At 35.2% G+C, this 17,294-nt stretch carries 14 protein-coding genes; 2 read left to right on the plus strand and 12 right to left on the minus strand.

Annotated elements, in window-relative coordinates; all coding sequences use genetic code 11:
• Window positions 1-27: 27 nt before the first annotated feature.
• Window positions 28-1,467 (plus strand): nucleoside recognition domain-containing protein, encoded by a 1,440-nt coding sequence (locus tag ACM55F_RS06235; protein ID WP_416852902.1) that lies wholly within the window; start codon window positions 28-30, stop codon window positions 1,465-1,467.
• Window positions 1,468-1,584: 117 nt separating this feature from the next.
• On the opposite strand, the gene ACM55F_RS06240 is transcribed toward ACM55F_RS06235, so the two are convergent.
• The 8 genes from ACM55F_RS06240 to trhO form a co-directional block, all read right to left on the minus strand.
• On the minus strand, window positions 1,585-2,244 hold the full coding sequence (locus ACM55F_RS06240; protein ID WP_416852903.1) for a CoA transferase subunit B: 660 nt from the start codon (window positions 2,242-2,244) through the stop codon (window positions 1,585-1,587).
• Between the two features lie 51 nt (window positions 2,245-2,295).
• Window positions 2,296-2,643 (minus strand): four helix bundle protein, encoded by a 348-nt coding sequence (locus ACM55F_RS06245; RefSeq protein ID WP_196848721.1) that lies wholly within the window; start codon window positions 2,641-2,643, stop codon window positions 2,296-2,298.
• Window positions 2,644-2,681: 38 nt separating this feature from the next.
• Window positions 2,682-3,383 carry a CoA transferase subunit A gene (locus tag ACM55F_RS06250; protein WP_416852905.1) on the minus strand — a complete coding sequence of 234 codons (702 nt, stop codon included), beginning with the start codon at window positions 3,381-3,383 and terminating at the stop codon, window positions 2,682-2,684.
• A gap of 221 nt (window positions 3,384-3,604) precedes the next feature.
• Window positions 3,605-5,914, minus strand: coding sequence for a penicillin-binding protein 1A (locus ACM55F_RS06255; protein ID WP_416852906.1), 2,310 nt, complete (start codon window positions 5,912-5,914; stop codon window positions 3,605-3,607).
• Window positions 5,915-5,923: 9 nt separating this feature from the next.
• Window positions 5,924-6,403 carry a gliding motility lipoprotein GldH gene (locus tag ACM55F_RS06260; protein ID WP_416852907.1) on the minus strand — a complete coding sequence of 160 codons (480 nt, stop codon included), beginning with the start codon at window positions 6,401-6,403 and terminating at the stop codon, window positions 5,924-5,926.
• Entirely contained in the window at window positions 6,387-7,652 is a 1,266-nt protein-coding gene (locus tag ACM55F_RS06265; protein ID WP_416852908.1) for a PSP1 domain-containing protein, read from the minus strand. Before ACM55F_RS06265 ends, ACM55F_RS06260 begins: the two co-directional genes overlap by 17 nt.
• Window positions 7,653-7,884: 232 nt before the next feature.
• Window positions 7,885-8,346 (minus strand): nuclear transport factor 2 family protein, encoded by a 462-nt coding sequence (locus ACM55F_RS06270; RefSeq protein WP_416852910.1) that lies wholly within the window; start codon window positions 8,344-8,346, stop codon window positions 7,885-7,887.
• Between the two features lie 58 nt (window positions 8,347-8,404).
• A complete protein-coding gene (trhO, locus tag ACM55F_RS06275) occupies window positions 8,405-9,772 on the minus strand; it encodes an oxygen-dependent tRNA uridine(34) hydroxylase TrhO (protein WP_416852911.1) in 1,368 nt (455 codons plus the stop codon).
• A 439-nt stretch (window positions 9,773-10,211) separates the two neighbouring features.
• Between trhO and ACM55F_RS06280 the strand changes: the two genes are divergently transcribed.
• Entirely contained in the window at window positions 10,212-12,752 is a 2,541-nt protein-coding gene (locus ACM55F_RS06280) for a PAS domain-containing protein (protein WP_416852913.1), read from the plus strand.
• Window positions 12,753-12,835: 83 nt separating this feature from the next.
• On the opposite strand, the gene ACM55F_RS06285 is transcribed toward ACM55F_RS06280, so the two are convergent.
• From ACM55F_RS06285 to ACM55F_RS06300, 4 genes are all read right to left on the minus strand, one after another.
• Window positions 12,836-13,246 (minus strand): BrxA/BrxB family bacilliredoxin, encoded by a 411-nt coding sequence (locus ACM55F_RS06285; RefSeq protein WP_039108283.1) that lies wholly within the window; start codon window positions 13,244-13,246, stop codon window positions 12,836-12,838.
• 88 nt (window positions 13,247-13,334) lie between these two features.
• Window positions 13,335-14,489 (minus strand): lycopene cyclase family protein, encoded by a 1,155-nt coding sequence (locus ACM55F_RS06290; protein WP_416852914.1) that lies wholly within the window; start codon window positions 14,487-14,489, stop codon window positions 13,335-13,337.
• Between the two features lie 35 nt (window positions 14,490-14,524).
• Window positions 14,525-14,989, minus strand: a complete 465-nt coding sequence (locus ACM55F_RS06295; protein ID WP_416852915.1) for a thioredoxin family protein — start codon at window positions 14,987-14,989, stop codon at window positions 14,525-14,527.
• Window positions 14,989-17,241, minus strand: coding sequence for a TonB-dependent receptor (locus tag ACM55F_RS06300; RefSeq protein WP_416852917.1), 2,253 nt, complete (start codon window positions 17,239-17,241; stop codon window positions 14,989-14,991). The genes ACM55F_RS06295 and ACM55F_RS06300 overlap by 1 nt, the downstream gene beginning before the upstream one ends.
• Window positions 17,242-17,294: the final 53 nt, after the last annotated feature.

Raw genomic sequence — 17,294 nt, forward strand, 5'->3', positions numbered from 1 at the left:
TTATTACATTTACAAAAATTATAAATTATGGTATTGAGTAGATTTTGGTTGGTCATTTTTATTTCGTCAATTATTTTTATTGTTTTCAGTTTGTTTACTGCCAATACCTATACCATTGATTATGTTTTGAATGGAAAAAAAGATGATCCAATTCTGGTTTCTGAGAAATTTGCGGAACAACTCCCTGCTTTTATTAAAGACAGTATAAAAAAAGCACCAGAGCAAACCATGATTATCAATCGTGATACGCTAAATGCGGATACGACTTATGTTTATAAAAACAAAACTGTAAAAATTTACAGTGGTGTTCAAAAATCAGATGGTTTATTGCCAACTTGTAAAAGTACTTTACTAGAATTAATCCTTCCGCTGATGGCTTATTTGGCTTTTTTCTGTGGATTGATGGAACTTTTAATCATTTCCGGAGCCTCTGGAAAGTTGGCTAAAGCATTGAGTCCTGTTTTTGTAAAAGTGTTTCCCAGTATTCCTAAAAACCATCCGTCGATATCCTATATGACCTTAAATTTTGCTGCCAATTTCTTAGGATTAGACTCTGCCGCAACTCCTTTTGGACTAAAAGCCATGGAGAGTTTACAAGAAATAAATCCGGATAAAGACAAGGCGAGTGATGCACAAATTATGTTCATGTGTTTGCATGCATCGGGTCTTACTTTAATCGCTACGTCTATTATAGGTTATCGTGCTGCGGCAAACGCAAGTAATCCTGCTGATGTGATGTTACCTTGTATTATCACGTCTTTTATTGGTACTATTGCAGCTTTTTTAATTGTTGGAATCAAACAAAAAATCAATTTCAAAAGTGCTTCTTTGGTGATTGTATTGATGACATTAATAGCTGGAATTGTTGGTTTGTTGATGTATGTAAATCATTTGGATTTAATTGGAAAAAACTATTTTACCTCTAATCTTTCTGCTTTAATATTAATTGGAATTATTGCTTTTACCTTGATTTTTTCGTTTATTCATGAGAAAAAATTTACTGAAGCATCTACTACGGTTTTTGAAAGTTTTGTAGTGGGAGCAAATAATGGTGTGAAAACTGGAGTGACTATTTTTCCTTATGTTTTGGGCATGCTGGTTGCTATTTCTCTATTCAGAAACAGTGGTTTATTTGAAATTATAAGCAATTGGATTGCTTTCATTTTTTCTAATATGGGAGTAAGTAAGCAAATTACGGATGCCTTACCAGTTGCCTTACTTCGTCCCTTTAGTTCTGCCGGATCAAGAGGATTTTTGATTGATTCGATGAATACTTTTGGGGCCGATTCCTTAACGGCAAGATTGAGTAGTATTTTTCAATGTAGTGCCGAAAGTACTTTTTATGTGATAGCCGTTTATTTCGGTTCTGTAAATATTAAAAACACGCGTTATGCACTAGGGACGATGCTTATAGTTGATTTGATTTGTGTGATTACAGCAATTTTTGTGGCGACTTGGTTTTTCTAAAAATAAGAATTTTGAAGCGATTTGATTCCTGGATGGAAACGCAAATCGAAGTATAAAAAAAACCACAATCTCAATACTATTTGGGATTGTGGTTTTTGTGTATTTTAAGCGTAGGTGTTAATCAATTTCCATCTCTGGAACGTCACCTTCAATAATTAAATTTGCTTCAGTGGAAGCGATGATATGTTCAACGGTTACACCCGGTGCGCGTTCCAATAGTTTGAAACCTTGAGGTGTTATTTCTAAAACGGCTAATTCAGTAACCACTTTTTTAACGCAACCTACCCCCGTTAATGGTAACGTACATTTTTTAAGTATTTTTGATTCTCCAGCTTTATTAACGTGCATCATGGCTACAATAATATTTTCGGCAGAAGCCACTAAATCCATTGCGCCTCCCATTCCTTTGACCATTTTGCCAGGGATTTTCCAGTTGGCAATATCACCGTTTTCGGCAACTTCCATGGCACCAAGGATTGTTAGGTCAACATGTTGTCCACGAATCATTCCAAAACTGAATGCTGAGTCGAAGAAACTTGCTCCGGGCAAAGTAGTGATGGTTTGTTTTCCTGCGTTGATTAAATCAGCGTCTTCATCGCCTTCAAAAGGGAATGGACCCATACCGAGAATTCCATTTTCGCTTTGAAATTCAACGTCAATTCCTTCTGGAATATAATTAGCCACTAATGTTGGAATTCCGATTCCGAGATTCACGTAATAGTTGTGTTTTAATTCTTTTGCAATGCGTTTTGCAATTTGATTTTTATCTAAAGCCATTTCTTAATGTATCAATTTATGAATGTAACAATATATCAATTTTGACAATTGTTACTTGTTATTTTTACTAGTGCTTAGGATTTTGTAAACTATTAATCCTAATTCATTAATTTGAATTTTTAGGCTCTCATCAAAAGGATATGAGGATGCTTTCTCACAAAGCAAAAGCCAGTATTTTGTTTCCTCTAGTTCTTTGGCAGCAATTTTAATTTTATGAATAAAATCCGCTCTGCTTTCTGCATTTTGTGCTTCATGAATATTAGCGCCTATACTTGTTCCTGACTTTAATAGTTGATTGGCAATAATAAATTTGCGTTTATTTTCTAATATTTCACAAAAAGCTATAATACCTAATGCAAAATCAATGGATTTAGTAACAACAATATTCTCTTTATCCATTTTTTATTAATTGTTATATTGAAAAATTGCTAAATTGTTTAATTTTTTGCACGAACCGTTCTTTGTTCAATTCTTTTTTCATATTTCTCGCCTTGAAAAATTCTATTTACAAGTATTCCCGGAATATGAATTTCGTTTGGATCTAAACTTCCTGCAGGCAATAATTCTTCTACTTCGGCTATGGTGATTTTTGCTGCTCCGGCCATACAAGGGTTGAAGTTTCTTGCGGTTCCTTTGAAAATTAAGTTTCCGGCTTCGTCACCTTTCCAGGCTTTTACGATGGCAAAATCTGCGTTGAAAGCGTGTTCCATAACGTGCATTTTTCCATTGAATTCGCGAACTTCCTTCCCTTCAGCTACTTCAGTTCCATAACCGGCTGGTGTGAAAAAAGCTGGGATTCCTGCTTGTGCCGCACGACAACGTTCGGCTAAAGTTCCTTGAGGGATAAGATCCACTTCGAGTTCTCCAGAAAGCATTTGGCGCTCAAATTCGGCATTTTCTCCTACATACGAAGAAATCATTTTTTTGATTTGACGCTTTTGCAAAAGCAATCCAAGACCAAAATCATCTACACCGGCGTTGTTTGAAATACAAGTTAAATCCGTAGTTTCTTTTTTTACTAATTCGGCGATGGAATTTTCCGGAATACCACATAATCCGAAACCGCCAAGCATGATGGTCATCCCGTTTTCAATTCCTTGAAGGGCGTCCTGAACGTTGTTTACTTTTTTGTTAATCATAAAAATGAGTTGCTATTTGTCGAATTTTAATTTAAGGAATAATGAAATTTGCTATACTAATAAGAACCACAGGGATTTAATTTTGAGAACCAAAGCCCTAGCCCAGATAAAAGCGACATCCTTTCTGGTCCTGATTTTTTTAAGGACCAGAAAGATATAGCGGATTGCTACGCCTGTTCAGCTTTCAGCCTCGAGTGCTGGATTAGCTCCAGAAGAAAATTTTACAATTCAAATTCTTCGGTATCTTGTTCTACGGCCGTCGTGTCTACTACTTTTCTAGGTACGTAACAGTCTACTTTTATAGAAAGATTTGCAGGTCTTTCGAAGCCTTCCTTAGAAACTTTAAGGGCTGGATCAGCGTAACACAGCTTCATGAAATACCCCCAAACCGGCAATGCTGCTGTAGCTCCCTGACCATAAGTGATACTTTTGAAACGGGCTGAACGATCCTCGCAACCTACCCAGACTCCAGTTACAAGATTAGGAACCATTCCCATAAACCAACCATCAGACTGGTTTTGAGTAGTTCCTGTTTTTCCTGCAATAGGATTTTTAAACGAATAAGGATAGCCTGTCCAGCGGTTGTCACCGTTACCGCCGCCAGTGGTGCGCAAACGATCTCCTGAACCACCTTCGGTTACACCTTCCAGTAATTTGATAACTGCATAAGCAATGTCTTTATTTAAAACATCATGAGATTCTGGGATTGGTTCGTAGATGATGACGCCGCTTTTGTCTTCAATTTTTGAGATAAATTGAGGTTTCATATAAACCCCTTGATTGGCAAAGGTGCTGTACGCGGCAACCATGTCTTCGACTGTAATTTCGACTGCTCCCAATGCAATGGAAGGTTGGTTTACAATTTCGGATTTTACCCCTAATTTGTGGGTTAAATCGATTACTGCTTCCGGACCAACTTTATCGATTAATTTTGCGGATACCGTATTTATGGAATTGGCCAAACCTCTTTTTAAGGTAACCATTCCGCGGTATTTATTGTCTGAGTTTCTAGGTTCCCAATCTTCGGTAACATGATGGCGTCCTTTTCTAATGACAAATGGACCATCAATAATCGAGTCACACGGGGACATATTCAATTGCTCTATAGCAGTGGCGTAAACAAACGGTTTGAAAGTTGAACCTACTTGTCTGGCACCTTGTCCTACGTGGTCGTATTGAAAATATTTGTAGTTGATACCACCAACCCAAGCTTTTATATTGCCAGTTTGCGGTTCCATTGCCATCAATCCGGATTGTAAAAAGTGTTTGTAATACCGAATAGAATCCAATGGAGTCATGATAGTGTCCTTTTCTCCTTTCCAAGAAAACACGGTCATTTCTGTTTTTTCGCTGAACGATTTTATAATTTCTTCATCGCTTTTATCCATTGATTTCATCACAGCCCATCGGCTAGATGATTTCATTGCCTGATTCAGAATTCGTTGTGTTTCTACAGAAGAAATATTAACAAAAGGAGCGTTTTTATTATCCTTAGATTGACTAAAAAACTCTTCTTGAAGGTTTGCCATGTGTGCCGTAACCGCTTCTTCAGCATGCAATTGCATTCTGGAATCAATCGTGGTGTAAATTTTCAGACCGTCTTTGTAAATATCATAATCGGAACCGTCCGGTTTTTTATTTTCTTCGGCCCATTTTTTCATGTAATCACGCAGGTATTCTCTAAAATACGTAGCCGTTCCGTCTTTGTGTGTTTCTAATTTGAAATTTAACTTAATCGGTAAACTTTGAAGTCTTTCTTTCTCTTCTTTTGAAATGATTTTTCCTTTTTCCATTTGCAAAAGCACCACGTTTCTTCTGTTTTTTACACCTTGTGGATTTCTGATAGGATTGTATAAACCAGAGTTTTTAAACATTCCCACTAATATTGCCGATTCACTGATGGTTAAATCTTTCGGTTCTTTAGAAAAATAGGTTTTTGCTGCAGAACTTACTCCAACAGAATTATTTCCAAAATCATATACGTTACAATACATGGCAATGATTTCATTTTTAGTGTATTGTCTTTCTAATCGAATGGCGATAATCCATTCTTTTATTTTTTGTACAATTCTAAAAGGCAGAAATTTAGACCCTTCTCCGTGGAACAATTGTTTGGCTAATTGTTGTGTTAACGTACTCGCTCCACCGCTGGTTCCTAAGCTGGAAATAGCTCTCAAAGTTCCTCTTCCGTCAATACCGGAATGCTCATAAAAACGAGCATCTTCAGTAGCGATTAGTGCTTGTACCAAGTTTTTTGGTAAGTCAGAGTATTTTAACTGAGACCTGTTTTTTTCAAAATATTTACCCAAAACAACACCGTCAGCCGATATGATTTCGGTAGCTAAGTTTGAATCTGGATTTTCTAAATCTTCAAAAGAAGGCATCGAACCGAAAAGTCCCCATGAAGCAAATAAGAAAAACAAACCGACAGCACCCATTCCATAAAAGAAGATTTTCCAAAATTTCTTTTTGTAGTAAGTGATGTCCTTATCAATATTTTTTGTCTGATTGTTATTTTTTTTGATAGCCATAATACTATTTTATTCTTTTTTTTCTATTCTAAAACCTACCTCTGTAATTCCATCTAAAGCCGTTACGCCGGGAACTTTGCCGTTTTCTCTAACCGCTTGTTTGATATAGACTTTGTATTTTGATTTGAACCGTACATTTTCCTTGTAAAACAGTTTGCTTTCTTTTATGTCAGAAAATCCATCGCCTAAAAGTGTTCCGTCCGGATCTGCCATTTGGTATTCAAGCGTGTCCACTTTTGTGAAACCATTTGGTAATTCCAATGCCACAATTAAAAACAGATTGTTATACTGATAATTGTCATTGGCTCTCAAATTCACAAATAGATTGTATCGTTTTGTGGAATCTAATTCCGGTAAATTGAACGTTACAATGCTGTCTTTGTGCCAAGCACTACCAACAGATTTATATTCATCAAAAACTCTTTTTTTATCACATGAAGAAAAGAGAATCACTACTAAAAGAAGTAAAGCGCTATTTTTTATCCACATTTTTAGTAATAATTATAGGTTTTCTAGGTTCCGCAGGCTTTTTGTCATTTGAATTCTGACGGTTATTATTGTTATTGTTTGCGGGCTTGTTGTTATTTGCTACAATTGCATTTTCACCAGCCGGTTTGCGTTTTTTATTTGGTTTTTTCTTTGGTTTTGGCTGATCAAAACGAGTCAAACTTTCCTGGCCCATTGCATTGTTGAAGTTTTTCTCTGGCTCGGCAACAATCTCGATAGCATAATCTTCTAACGAAGAAACTTTGTTTTTTAGTTTGTTTTCGGCAACAATTTCTTTGACTTGTTCAATTTTTAGAACATGCCAATTAGCAAAATTATTGGTGTAAGCAAACCACATTAAACCTTTGAAAATATCTTGTTTCTGGCAAATGGCATCTCCTTTTTCGGTTACCAATTTTGTTTCGAAATCCGGAAAATCTTTCAACGCATCCATGTACGTATCCAGCTCATAGTTCAAGCAGCATTTTAATTTTCCGCATTGTCCTGCCAGTTTTTGTGGATTCAAAGACAGTTGCTGGTAACGCGCTGCTGAGGTGTTTACACTTCTAAAATCTGTTAACCAGGTAGAACAACATAATTCTCTTCCGCATGAACCAATTCCGCCTAAACGAGCTGCTTCCTGACGGAAACCTACTTGTTTCATCTCGATTCGGGTACTGAATTCTTTAGCAAAATCTTTAATCAACGCACGAAAATCGATACGATCATTTGCAGTGTAGTAAAAAGTAGCTTTAGATCCGTCACCTTGAAATTCGATATCCGAAATTTTCATTTCCAGTTTTTGAGCAATCGCCAGTTCACGAGCGCGAACCTTCATAGGCTCTTCCTTGTCTCTTGCGGTTGACCAAATATCGATATCTTTTTGGGATGCTTTTCTATAGATTTTAGGAACATCATTGCTTAGATGATTGACTCCTTTTTTCTTCATTTGAATTTTTACTAATTCGCCTGTCAAAGTTACAATTCCTATGTCGTGTCCTGGTGAAGCAACGGTGGCAACGATGTCGCCCATGCTTAAGGTTAATTTCTCCGTATTGCGATAAAATTCTTTTCTTCCATTTTTGAAACGTACTTCAACACAGTCAAAAGGAGCATCGCCATTAGGTAAACTCATATTAGAAAGCCAATCGAAAACCGTTAATTTATTGCAGCTATCGGTGCCGCAAGTCCCATTATTTTTACAACCCTTAGGTGCGCCACCATCAGAAGTTGAACAACTTGTACATGCCATAATCTTATATGTAGTGTTGTGACGCGCACAACTTAAGTTCTTAAAACGTTTTGTGTGTAAAGATAGTATTTTTTGATTGAATGTTTCAAAGCCAAAATACTACTAAAATCATAAATTTTCAGACACTTAAAAAAGGAGTTTTTAACAAAAAAAGCTCCTTGAAATTATTTGATTTCAAAGAGCTTTGATTAGAAATAGGAATTAAAACTGATGGATTTAATCGTTTAACAAATTAAAACATTGGATGATTATTTGCTGATTTTTCCGGAACAGCCTGCATTACATCCCAATGTTCCACAATTTTGTTGTTTTTAAGTTTAAAAATATCAATAACTGAAGTAAGTTTTCCATCAGCACCTTTAGATTTTAAGTGAATAAAAACCAAATCACCATCAGCGGCTATATGTTGAATGTCAATTTTTTCCTTTGGTGCACCCACAAACCATTTTTCAACTCCGTCTTTTAGTGCTTTTCTTCCATCTGCCACCATAGGATTATGCTGAATGTAATCTTCTACAATATATTTGTCAATTGCTGACGTATCTTTGTCGCCAAACAAAGATTGATAAAGAGTAGAGACAATTTTTTTATTGGTTTCTTCCTGTTTTATATTTCTTTTTGATTGGGCATTTATTCCAATCGACATTGATAAAAGTAAAATTAAAACGGTTGATTTTGAAAATATGTTATTCATTTTTTAAATTTTGAGTTATTTGATGTGATTGTAGAATAGGGAGTTAAAGGTATTGAAATTACTCTATAATTTTATATAATTTATCAGATAATCTAATTCTGAACGGCAGTTTAAAAGTACAAGTGTCTCCGAAAATCGCTTTTTCTTGTGCCAAATCGTTAACCAGCATTTCTTCGATTACTAATTTTTGTTCGCCGGTTGTGGAACCTTTGATTAGAATGGTATCACCAATTTTGATTTCGTTTTCTTCGATTAAAAATTGACCAATACTTGGTTTTGGAAAGAAATGCGTTCCTTTTCCAATATAAATTTTCTTAACTTTTTGTTCTTTTTTGACTGTAGTCCCGACGCTTCGGGATGGTTTTTCTGCAACAAAAACACCATGCGTTTCTTCGTTGTTTTTGAAAGTCAAAACGTCTGATTTTCCTTTTTTGAATATCTTATTTCCGTTTTTTATTCCTCTTCGAATGGCTTTTTGTTCTTCTTCCGGCAAGTGAATTACACTCACACATTCAGCTGAACAACAACCTTCCATTGCCGTAGCACATTCCTCACATTGGATAAAAAGTAAATGACAGCCTTCGTTCACGCAATTGGTATGCACATCACAAGGTGCTCCACATTGATGGCATTGGGAAACAATATCGTCCGTAATTCTTTCGCCCAAGCGATGATCAAATACAAAGTTTTTCCCGATGAATTTACTTTCTAATCCTTCAGTTTTTACCTGACGCGTGTATTCTATAATTCCGCCTTCGAGTTGGTATACATTTTCAAAACCTTTGTGTTTGAAATAAGCACTGGCTTTCTCGCAACGAATTCCTCCGGTGCAATACATCAATAATTTTTTGTCTTGTTTGTGTTCAGAAAGTTGTTCTTCTATGATTGGTAAACTTTCACGGAATGTGTCAACATCTGGTTTTATGGCTTTGATAAAATGTCCAATTTCACTTTCGTAATGATTTCGCATATCGACCACAATGGTGTTTGGATCTTCGAGAAGTTCGTTGAATTCCTTAGCTTTTAGGTGAATTCCTATATTAGTTACATCAAAAGTTTCGTCAACTAAACCATCAGACACAATCTTATCACGGACTTTTACGGTCAGTTTCAAGAACGAATGATCATCTTGCTCTACGGCAATATTCAAACGGATGCCTTTCATGAAATCATAGACTTCGATGGAATCTTTGAAGGCATAGAAATTATCTGCAGGAAGAGATAATTGGGCGTTGATTCCCTCACTGGCTACATAGATTCGACCCAGGACTTCAAGAGCGTTCCAAGCCAGGAATAATTCGTTACGAAATTGTGTTGGATCTGAGATTTGCGCATAAGCATAGAAAGACAGCGTAAGACGTTGTTTTCCGGCATCATCAATCATGATGGCTCTTTCTTCTGCGCTTAAGGTGTTATACAGTTGCATGCTATAAACAGTTTTAAGTTGAGAAATTTATTTTCGATAAAATATTCAAGTTAATTTTCTTGAACGGTGCAAAAGTAAGGATTAATTTGGAAATGAAATAATTTCCTAATCCCAAATGCCTAGCCCCGATAAAAGTGGAAATCCCATCTCGTTTTTTTAACGAGATGGATTGAAACGGATAGCGGGAAATTGCTCCAAACAAAAATTTGGATATGCTTAAAGACAGTGTTTTTTATCTTATAAAGTGCTCTAATGTTTTTAGCATATTTGTTTGACTGTGGATGTATTTCTTTTTTTTAGGTTAAGCGGGTAGTTTCGAGATAATATGTTAAAATCGATTGCGAAAATCGAATATAATTCACTAACTTTCATGTGTATAAGTAGATTATTTTTCGGTTTGTTGGGGTTAATGATTGTTAAATTTAATGCCATTTTTATTATGAAAATTTCTTTTGAAAAAAAAATATTACTGGGATTTATTATCAATTTACTAGTTGTCATTGCTTCAGGGTGGGTTTTCATTTCCAGATTTAATAGACAAAGAGATGAGGCAATGGATTCATTGCTAAATTGGATAGAACTTTCATTGTTTGTTCTTTCTATTGTTTTACTGACCATTGTCTATTTTATTATTAAAGCGCAATTGCGAGCTAAAAACATTTCCCAAAACTTACTTTTGGAAAACAAACAATTGCTTCAATCTATCATTGATAACACTTCCAATCCTATATCCATTAAAAAAATAAACGGGGAATATGTATTGATTAATAAACAATTTGAATCTTTATTTCAAATCTCGAATGAAGAAATAATAGGAAAAACTGATCATGATTTTTTACCAAAAGAAGTGGCTGATGGTTATCGAAATTCTGATCTTGAAGTGGCAAAGGCATTAAGAGAATTAAAAATGGAAGAAACGATTCAACAGCCGGATGGTCCCCATACCTATATTGCAGTTAAATTTCCACTGTATGATTCAACAGGGAGAATTTATGCTATTGGAGGAATTTCCACAGATATCTCAGAAAGGAAAAAATTAGAAGAGTCTTTCAAAGTAACAGATAAATTTTTTAATATGTCTTCGGACATGATGATTATTGGAACGAAAGAAAAATTTGGTAAAGTTAACCCTGCTGTTATTAGAATTTTGGGGTATTCTGAGGCGGAGTTGTTGAGCAAGCCTTATACTTTTTTTGTACATCCTGAAGACTTAGACATCACAAAAAGAGAAGTTGGTAAACTTCAAAAGGGTGCTTTAATGATTCAGTTTAAAAATAGATTTGTTTGTAAAGACGGATCAATAAAATGGCTTGTATGGTCCATTTCCCCTGAACTTTCAACGGGATTATTATATGCTGTTGCACGGGATGTTACAGCGCAAAAAGAAACGGAAGACTCTTTGGTCATTGCCGATAAATTTTTCAATATGTCCAATAACTTGCTTGTTGTTGCAAAAGGGGAGTATTTTATAAAAATAAATCCGGCTTTTACCAAAACACTTGGCTACACTCAAGAGGATATGGATACTATAAAATTCATGGAATTAACGCATCCCGATGACAAAAACATAGCTGACGAAGTGTTGGCTAAACTTCTAAGGGGGGATGCAATTGTAAATTTTGAAGATCGTGTTCGTTGTAAAGATGGCACTTACAAATGGCTGGACTGGCATAGCACTATTGATGTACAACAAGGCATATTGTATTCTGTTGCACGTGATATTACCGAAAAAGTTAAAAATGAACAATCCTTAAAAATAGTCAGCAATTTTTTTGAGATGTCATTTGATGCTTTTTTTGTTGAAAAAGAAAAGAAAATCATAAAAATTAATCCTGCTTTCACTAAAATTTTGGGTTATAATCAAAATGACTTAGAGAAAATGTCACTTTTAGATCTACTGCATCCAGATTATATAAAAATTGTCAATGAAAGGAGAGCAAAACGGTTGAAAGGAGAGGAAGTAGAGGCAGATGTTATGTTTCCAATATTATGCAAAGATGGTTCCTACAAATGGACTGAATCAGTGGTGTCAACGGATGTTAAAGAAGGAATGATATATGCCGTTTTACGTGACATCACCCAAAAAAGGCTTGATGGAGAATTGTTAAATAATTATACTCAGAAATTAAAAGATAACGAACAGCAAATACAAACCATTTTTGATGGTGCTCCTGATCCGGTTATCGTAATTGATAGTAAAAGCAATGTTTTAAGATGGAATCCAAAGGCAGAATCTGTTTTTGGATGGAAAATTGCCGAAATTATTGGGAAACCCCTTTTTGAATTCATTGTTCCTACACGATACCGGGAATTACATAAGACAGGTATGGAGCATTTTTTAACATCTGGAATCGGGCCTATCTTAAATAAACCGTATGAAATAGAAGCGGTTAATAAAGAGGGAACGGAATTTCCGGTATCTCTCAGTGTTTCACCTGTCAAAATGGGAGAAAAATATTTCTTTATTGGTTTTGTAAGGGATATTACTGAAAGTAAACAAGCCATTAACGAATTGTATGAAAATGAAGAAACGTTACGGTTGATTATAGAGAATATAGGTGAGGGTGTTGTCGTTGCAAATGCAGATAAAGAAATAGTAATGGCCAACTATATGGCCAATGAAATTTTCGGGATTGAAGAGGATAGTAAAATATCACTTAATTTATCGGATCATTTTGAGTTGTATTTTCCGGATGAAAAAACTGTTTTCCCCTCCCAAAACTTACCGATGGAACGTGCGCTAGGTGGCGAAGAAACAAATGATGTTGATATTGTACTTTGGAATCCAGTTGCACAGGAAAAGAAACGTGTTCTTATTAGCGGAAGACCATTAATTGATCAAAATGATAAAGTAATAGCTGCTGTGGTGACTATAAAAGACATCAGCAAATACAAAAAAATGGAAGAAGAATTAAAAGAAACAGAATTGAAGTACAGACAGTTAATTGGCTTTAGAAAAGGTGGTGATACCGTGATTTGATATTTTTAATTGTAACAAAAAACGAGAAATAATTCTAAAAAAAAACCACGATAAGTCGTGGTTTTTCTGTTTTTTTTATTGAGTTAACAATATTCGTTGAAAGCGTCTTTTAGGTTCTCAGCAATCAATTCAGCTGGACGTCCTTCAATGTGGTGACGTTCTAACATGTGAACTAGTTCTCCGTTTTTGAACAAAGCCATACTTGGCGATGATGGAGGAAAAGGAAACATGTGTTGTCTCGCTGCATCAACAGCATCTTTGTCTACTCCCGCAAAAACTGTGATTAAATGGTCTGGTTTTTTTGCCCCATCTAAACTCATTTTTGCTCCCGGACGTGCATTTCTTGCAGCACAACCACACACTGAGTTTACTACCACTAGTGTTGTACCTTCAGCTTTCATTGCGTTTTCAACTGCTTCAGCACTATGTAAATCTTGAAAACCTGCAGCCGTTAATTCAGCTTGCATTGGTTTTACCATTTCTTCTGGATACATATCTTTTTTATTTTAAATAAATAATAACTTCAAGTTGCAAAGTTACGAAGTTTAAAAGGAACTCTATTAGTTGAATTATAAAGTTTTGTTATAGTTTGATTGCTTTTAAAGCAACATGAAAAATAGCTTTAATAAATAGTATTTTGGGACATTTTAAAATGACCTTAATGTCTTCAATAAAAGAAGTTTCCTCGTCCAGAAATTTAAAAATCAAGCTTGGATTTCCTTTTTTGAACATCGAAGAAAAGATGTGGGAACCGATTTCGTTTTTACGGTCTAAAATATCTAAAAGTAACAAATCATAAAACCAGAATTTGGTTCTTTTATGAAACTTGGTAAAGTCTGTTTCCCTTTGAAGAAAGGAAACTAATTGACTTGATTTTTTATCTGAATTTTTGAAAGTATATCCTGTACTCGCTTTGGTCCAACCGCCGGAAGTACCAATGTTTATTACGTTTTTAGTATTCGCTTTCCAAAAAGGATAACAGGTCATTGGGATACTTCCTTGCTCTTTTTCAACGATTTCATAATCGGTGATGCCAAGATTTTTAATGTACTTTTGAATTTCGGTTTCGTATTCCTGGTTTTGCAGTAAATTTTCAGAAAACAAAGTATACTCAATTAAAGCCTCCCTTTCGGAAGAAGGCAATACATACATAAAGCGCGTATTTCCTCTTTGTTCTACTGAGAAATCCATGAAAGTGGCTTGTTCCGGATTGAAAACAGGCTGTTCGCTTTTTATAAACCAACCAATAAAATGCTGTTGTAAAACTGGATATTCGGTTTGACTTTCGGCTTTTTGTTTGTTGTAAATGCTGTTGAAAAGTTTGGTACACGAAAAGCTTTCAGTGTCGGTTTGTACCAGAATTAGATTTTCTGATTCTTCAATTTCGAGTACTTTCTGATTGAGGAAAGTGATGTTTTCCTGTTTTGAAACCAAATCAAATACTTGGGTGTAAAAATCCAAACCTTTCACCATATTGTATTGATACGGTTTTAGAACCAAGTCTCTTCTAAAATTTTCATCAGCAAAAAGAGCTGAATTCCATTTTTTTTGGATGATTGTCTCCCAAATTCCATTTGAATCATCCCAAAAGCACCACGTTCTATCATTCGTTTTTTTTGGATTTTCATCCAATAACAAGATGCTTTTATCATTGAATTTTCCGGATTGCACCATTTTATAAACGGTCATCAAAGCCGATAAACCTGCGCCGGTAAAAATGTAATCGAAGTGTTTCATGTTGATTTTAGGAAGTTCTTCTCAAAAGTAACTAATTATTTCATTTTCTCAAGGATAGGAATAAGTCCTTTAGCATTTAGAAAAGAATGTTTTTGGAACAAAATTGAAAAATCAGGGGCAAGAATGGTAATTGTAGGATAAACCACTTCGCCGTCAATTGTGGCTAATGTTGTAGCCAACTCATGGATTCCGGTATTTTGTCCTTTTGGTATGAATTTGAAAGCATGATTGTTGAAAATAATCTCTTTTTTGCTTTCGGCATCTAATGAAATGAAGTAAAAATCATCATTTAAAACTGTAATTATTTCTGGATTTTTAAAGGTAGAATGCTCCATCATTTTGCAGTATTTGCACCACGATGTATGAATAAAAATAACAATAGGTTTTGGATTTTCTTGAGATAGTTTTTCTACTTCTTCAAAGGAATAGGTTTTCAATTGGGCAAAACCGGATGGAATTGCCCAAAAGAAAATCAAGAATATGAAAAAAAAATTCTTCATTATTTTAAAGTATAACGCAATCCAAAGAAACTACGAATTCCTTGATTTGGCCCATAAACATAGCCAGGATCAAAGGTTAAAGCATACGGATTATCAGGTGTAGCCTGAACATTTCCATTGGTGTCAAATTGTACATTTTTATCGAAAGGGTCGTTGGCTCTTGCAATAATAAATGGGTTGCCTTTGTTTGGTGTCCAATTCAGCAAATTTTTTATTCCAAGATAGATTTCGAAATTTTTGAGTTTATTAAAAGTAAACTGAATATTTTGGATGCTCCATGTTGGAGAATATTCCTTTCTTGGGTCTAATGCTCCCAAAAGCGGTAAACGCATAGGTCCATAAAGATTTCCCGTATAATCAATGTCTAAAAAATATTTTGGAATTCGGTAGGAAATAGCCCAAGTTCCAGTAAATTTTTCAGTTAATATTTGTTGTGTTGTAATCGAGTTTTCAGTTTTTGTCACATCCATATACGTGGCGCCCAAAATCATTTTTAATCCATTATTGAAAACCATATCAATATTGGTACTTATTCCTTTGGTAACCGCATGTCCGTTTAAGTTTTTATAAATAATCTGATTTGGATTACTATCATAATCAGGAATAATGGAATTTGTGAAATAAGTGTACCAAGCAGTGGTTTCCCAGCCTATGAAGTTTCCGTTTTTAGTATAGATTTTCTTCAAGTAATTCAGGTTGGCATTATACGAACGTTCCGGTTTTAGCTCTTCAAGAACAATTACATCACGCGAACCAGTTAAAGCGGCGTGTTCTTCGGTAAAAAGATTGACAATTCTAAACCCTGTTCCTGTGTTAAATCGCAGGATATTGTTGTCGTTAACTTTCCATTTGTAAGCCAAACGCGGCGTGAAAATGGATCCGTGATTGTTGTTGTAATCGTAACGAGCGCCTAATAACAGTTTGTGCTTTTCAGCTAAATTAATTTCGTCCTGCACAAAAACACTCGGAATCCAATTAACGTCTGCCTCAGTTGTAGCGGTAGTATTGTCATCATAATATTGATAGCGAATAGCAGTCCCAAAAAGTAGATCGTGATTGTTTAATTTTTTATCCCAAGTCAATTGCCCAAAACCAATACGTTGTTTCGCTAAATAAGGAATATCCCCATAAACTGAATTTTGGTCATGATCCGTATAGGAAAAGGAAAATAACATTTTTTCGGAAACCGGAAGTTCATAAGCACCTAATAACTCCCAACGTTTTGTATAAATGCTTTCGCCATAGACTTCATCTCCTCCACGATATTTTTTCTCCCATTGCAATTCGCCGCCCCATCGGTCTTCATAGAAAAAACGTCCTGCCATCGAAAATAATTTGTTACTTTTTCTGTTGAAATTCCATTTTTGGAAAACTGAAATTCGGTCTTGTAAAGTTACATCGGTAAAATTATCATCGTTGTTGTCAATAGGGTTGCTGTAATTGAAGTAATTCACGCCTGTAAGTACGGAAGCGCTTTTGCCTATATTGGCTTTAAAACCCAAATCAATATTGACTTCGCCCCAACTTGTTGAAAATGCATCGGCAGAAAAAATAGCTGCATTTTTTGGGTTTTTAGTGATAATATTGATTAATCCGCCCACGGCTTCACTTCCGTATAAAGAGGATGCCGGACCTTTCACAATCTCTATTCGCTCTAATAAAGAATTTGGGATTCCAGATAATCCATAAACTGTCGAAAGCCCGCTGACAATAGGCATTCCGTCAATTAAAACCAAAGTATAAGGACCTTCCAGTCCATTAATATGAATGTCGCCCGTGTTGCAAACATTACAATTCAATTGCGGTCGAACGCCGTTTACATTTTGTAAAGCTTCAAAAATATTTGCTGTTGGGTTTTTTTTGAAAAATGTGGGTTTGTAGACTTCCACCGGAACGGGACTTTCTAAACGACTTACAGGTTTTAATGTTCCTGTTACAACCACTTCATCCAGCGTATTGTTTTCTTTTAAATCAAAATCTAAAATTATTTCTGTAGAGTCAATAACTGTGATGCTTTTTCTTTGAGGTTTAAAGCCAGTATAAGAAGCCAACACTTCATAATTTCCAGCAGTGATGTTTTTAATGCTATAAGAGCCATCTTCATTGCTTATGGTTGCGTTTTTAGTATTTTTTAACACGATGTTAGCCTGTTGCATAGGCATGCCCTGGGAAGTGATTTTTCCTTTTATAGTGGATTGGGCAAATGAAATAGTATTGATTAGAATACAAAAAAAGAGAATTAGATTTTTCACAATTATAATTTTAGTCTTACTTAAACTTAATATTTAGGCAAAGCTAAAAATTA

The organism is Flavobacterium melibiosi, assembly GCF_048158545.1.
Taxonomy (GTDB): domain Bacteria; phylum Bacteroidota; class Bacteroidia; order Flavobacteriales; family Flavobacteriaceae; genus Flavobacterium; species Flavobacterium melibiosi.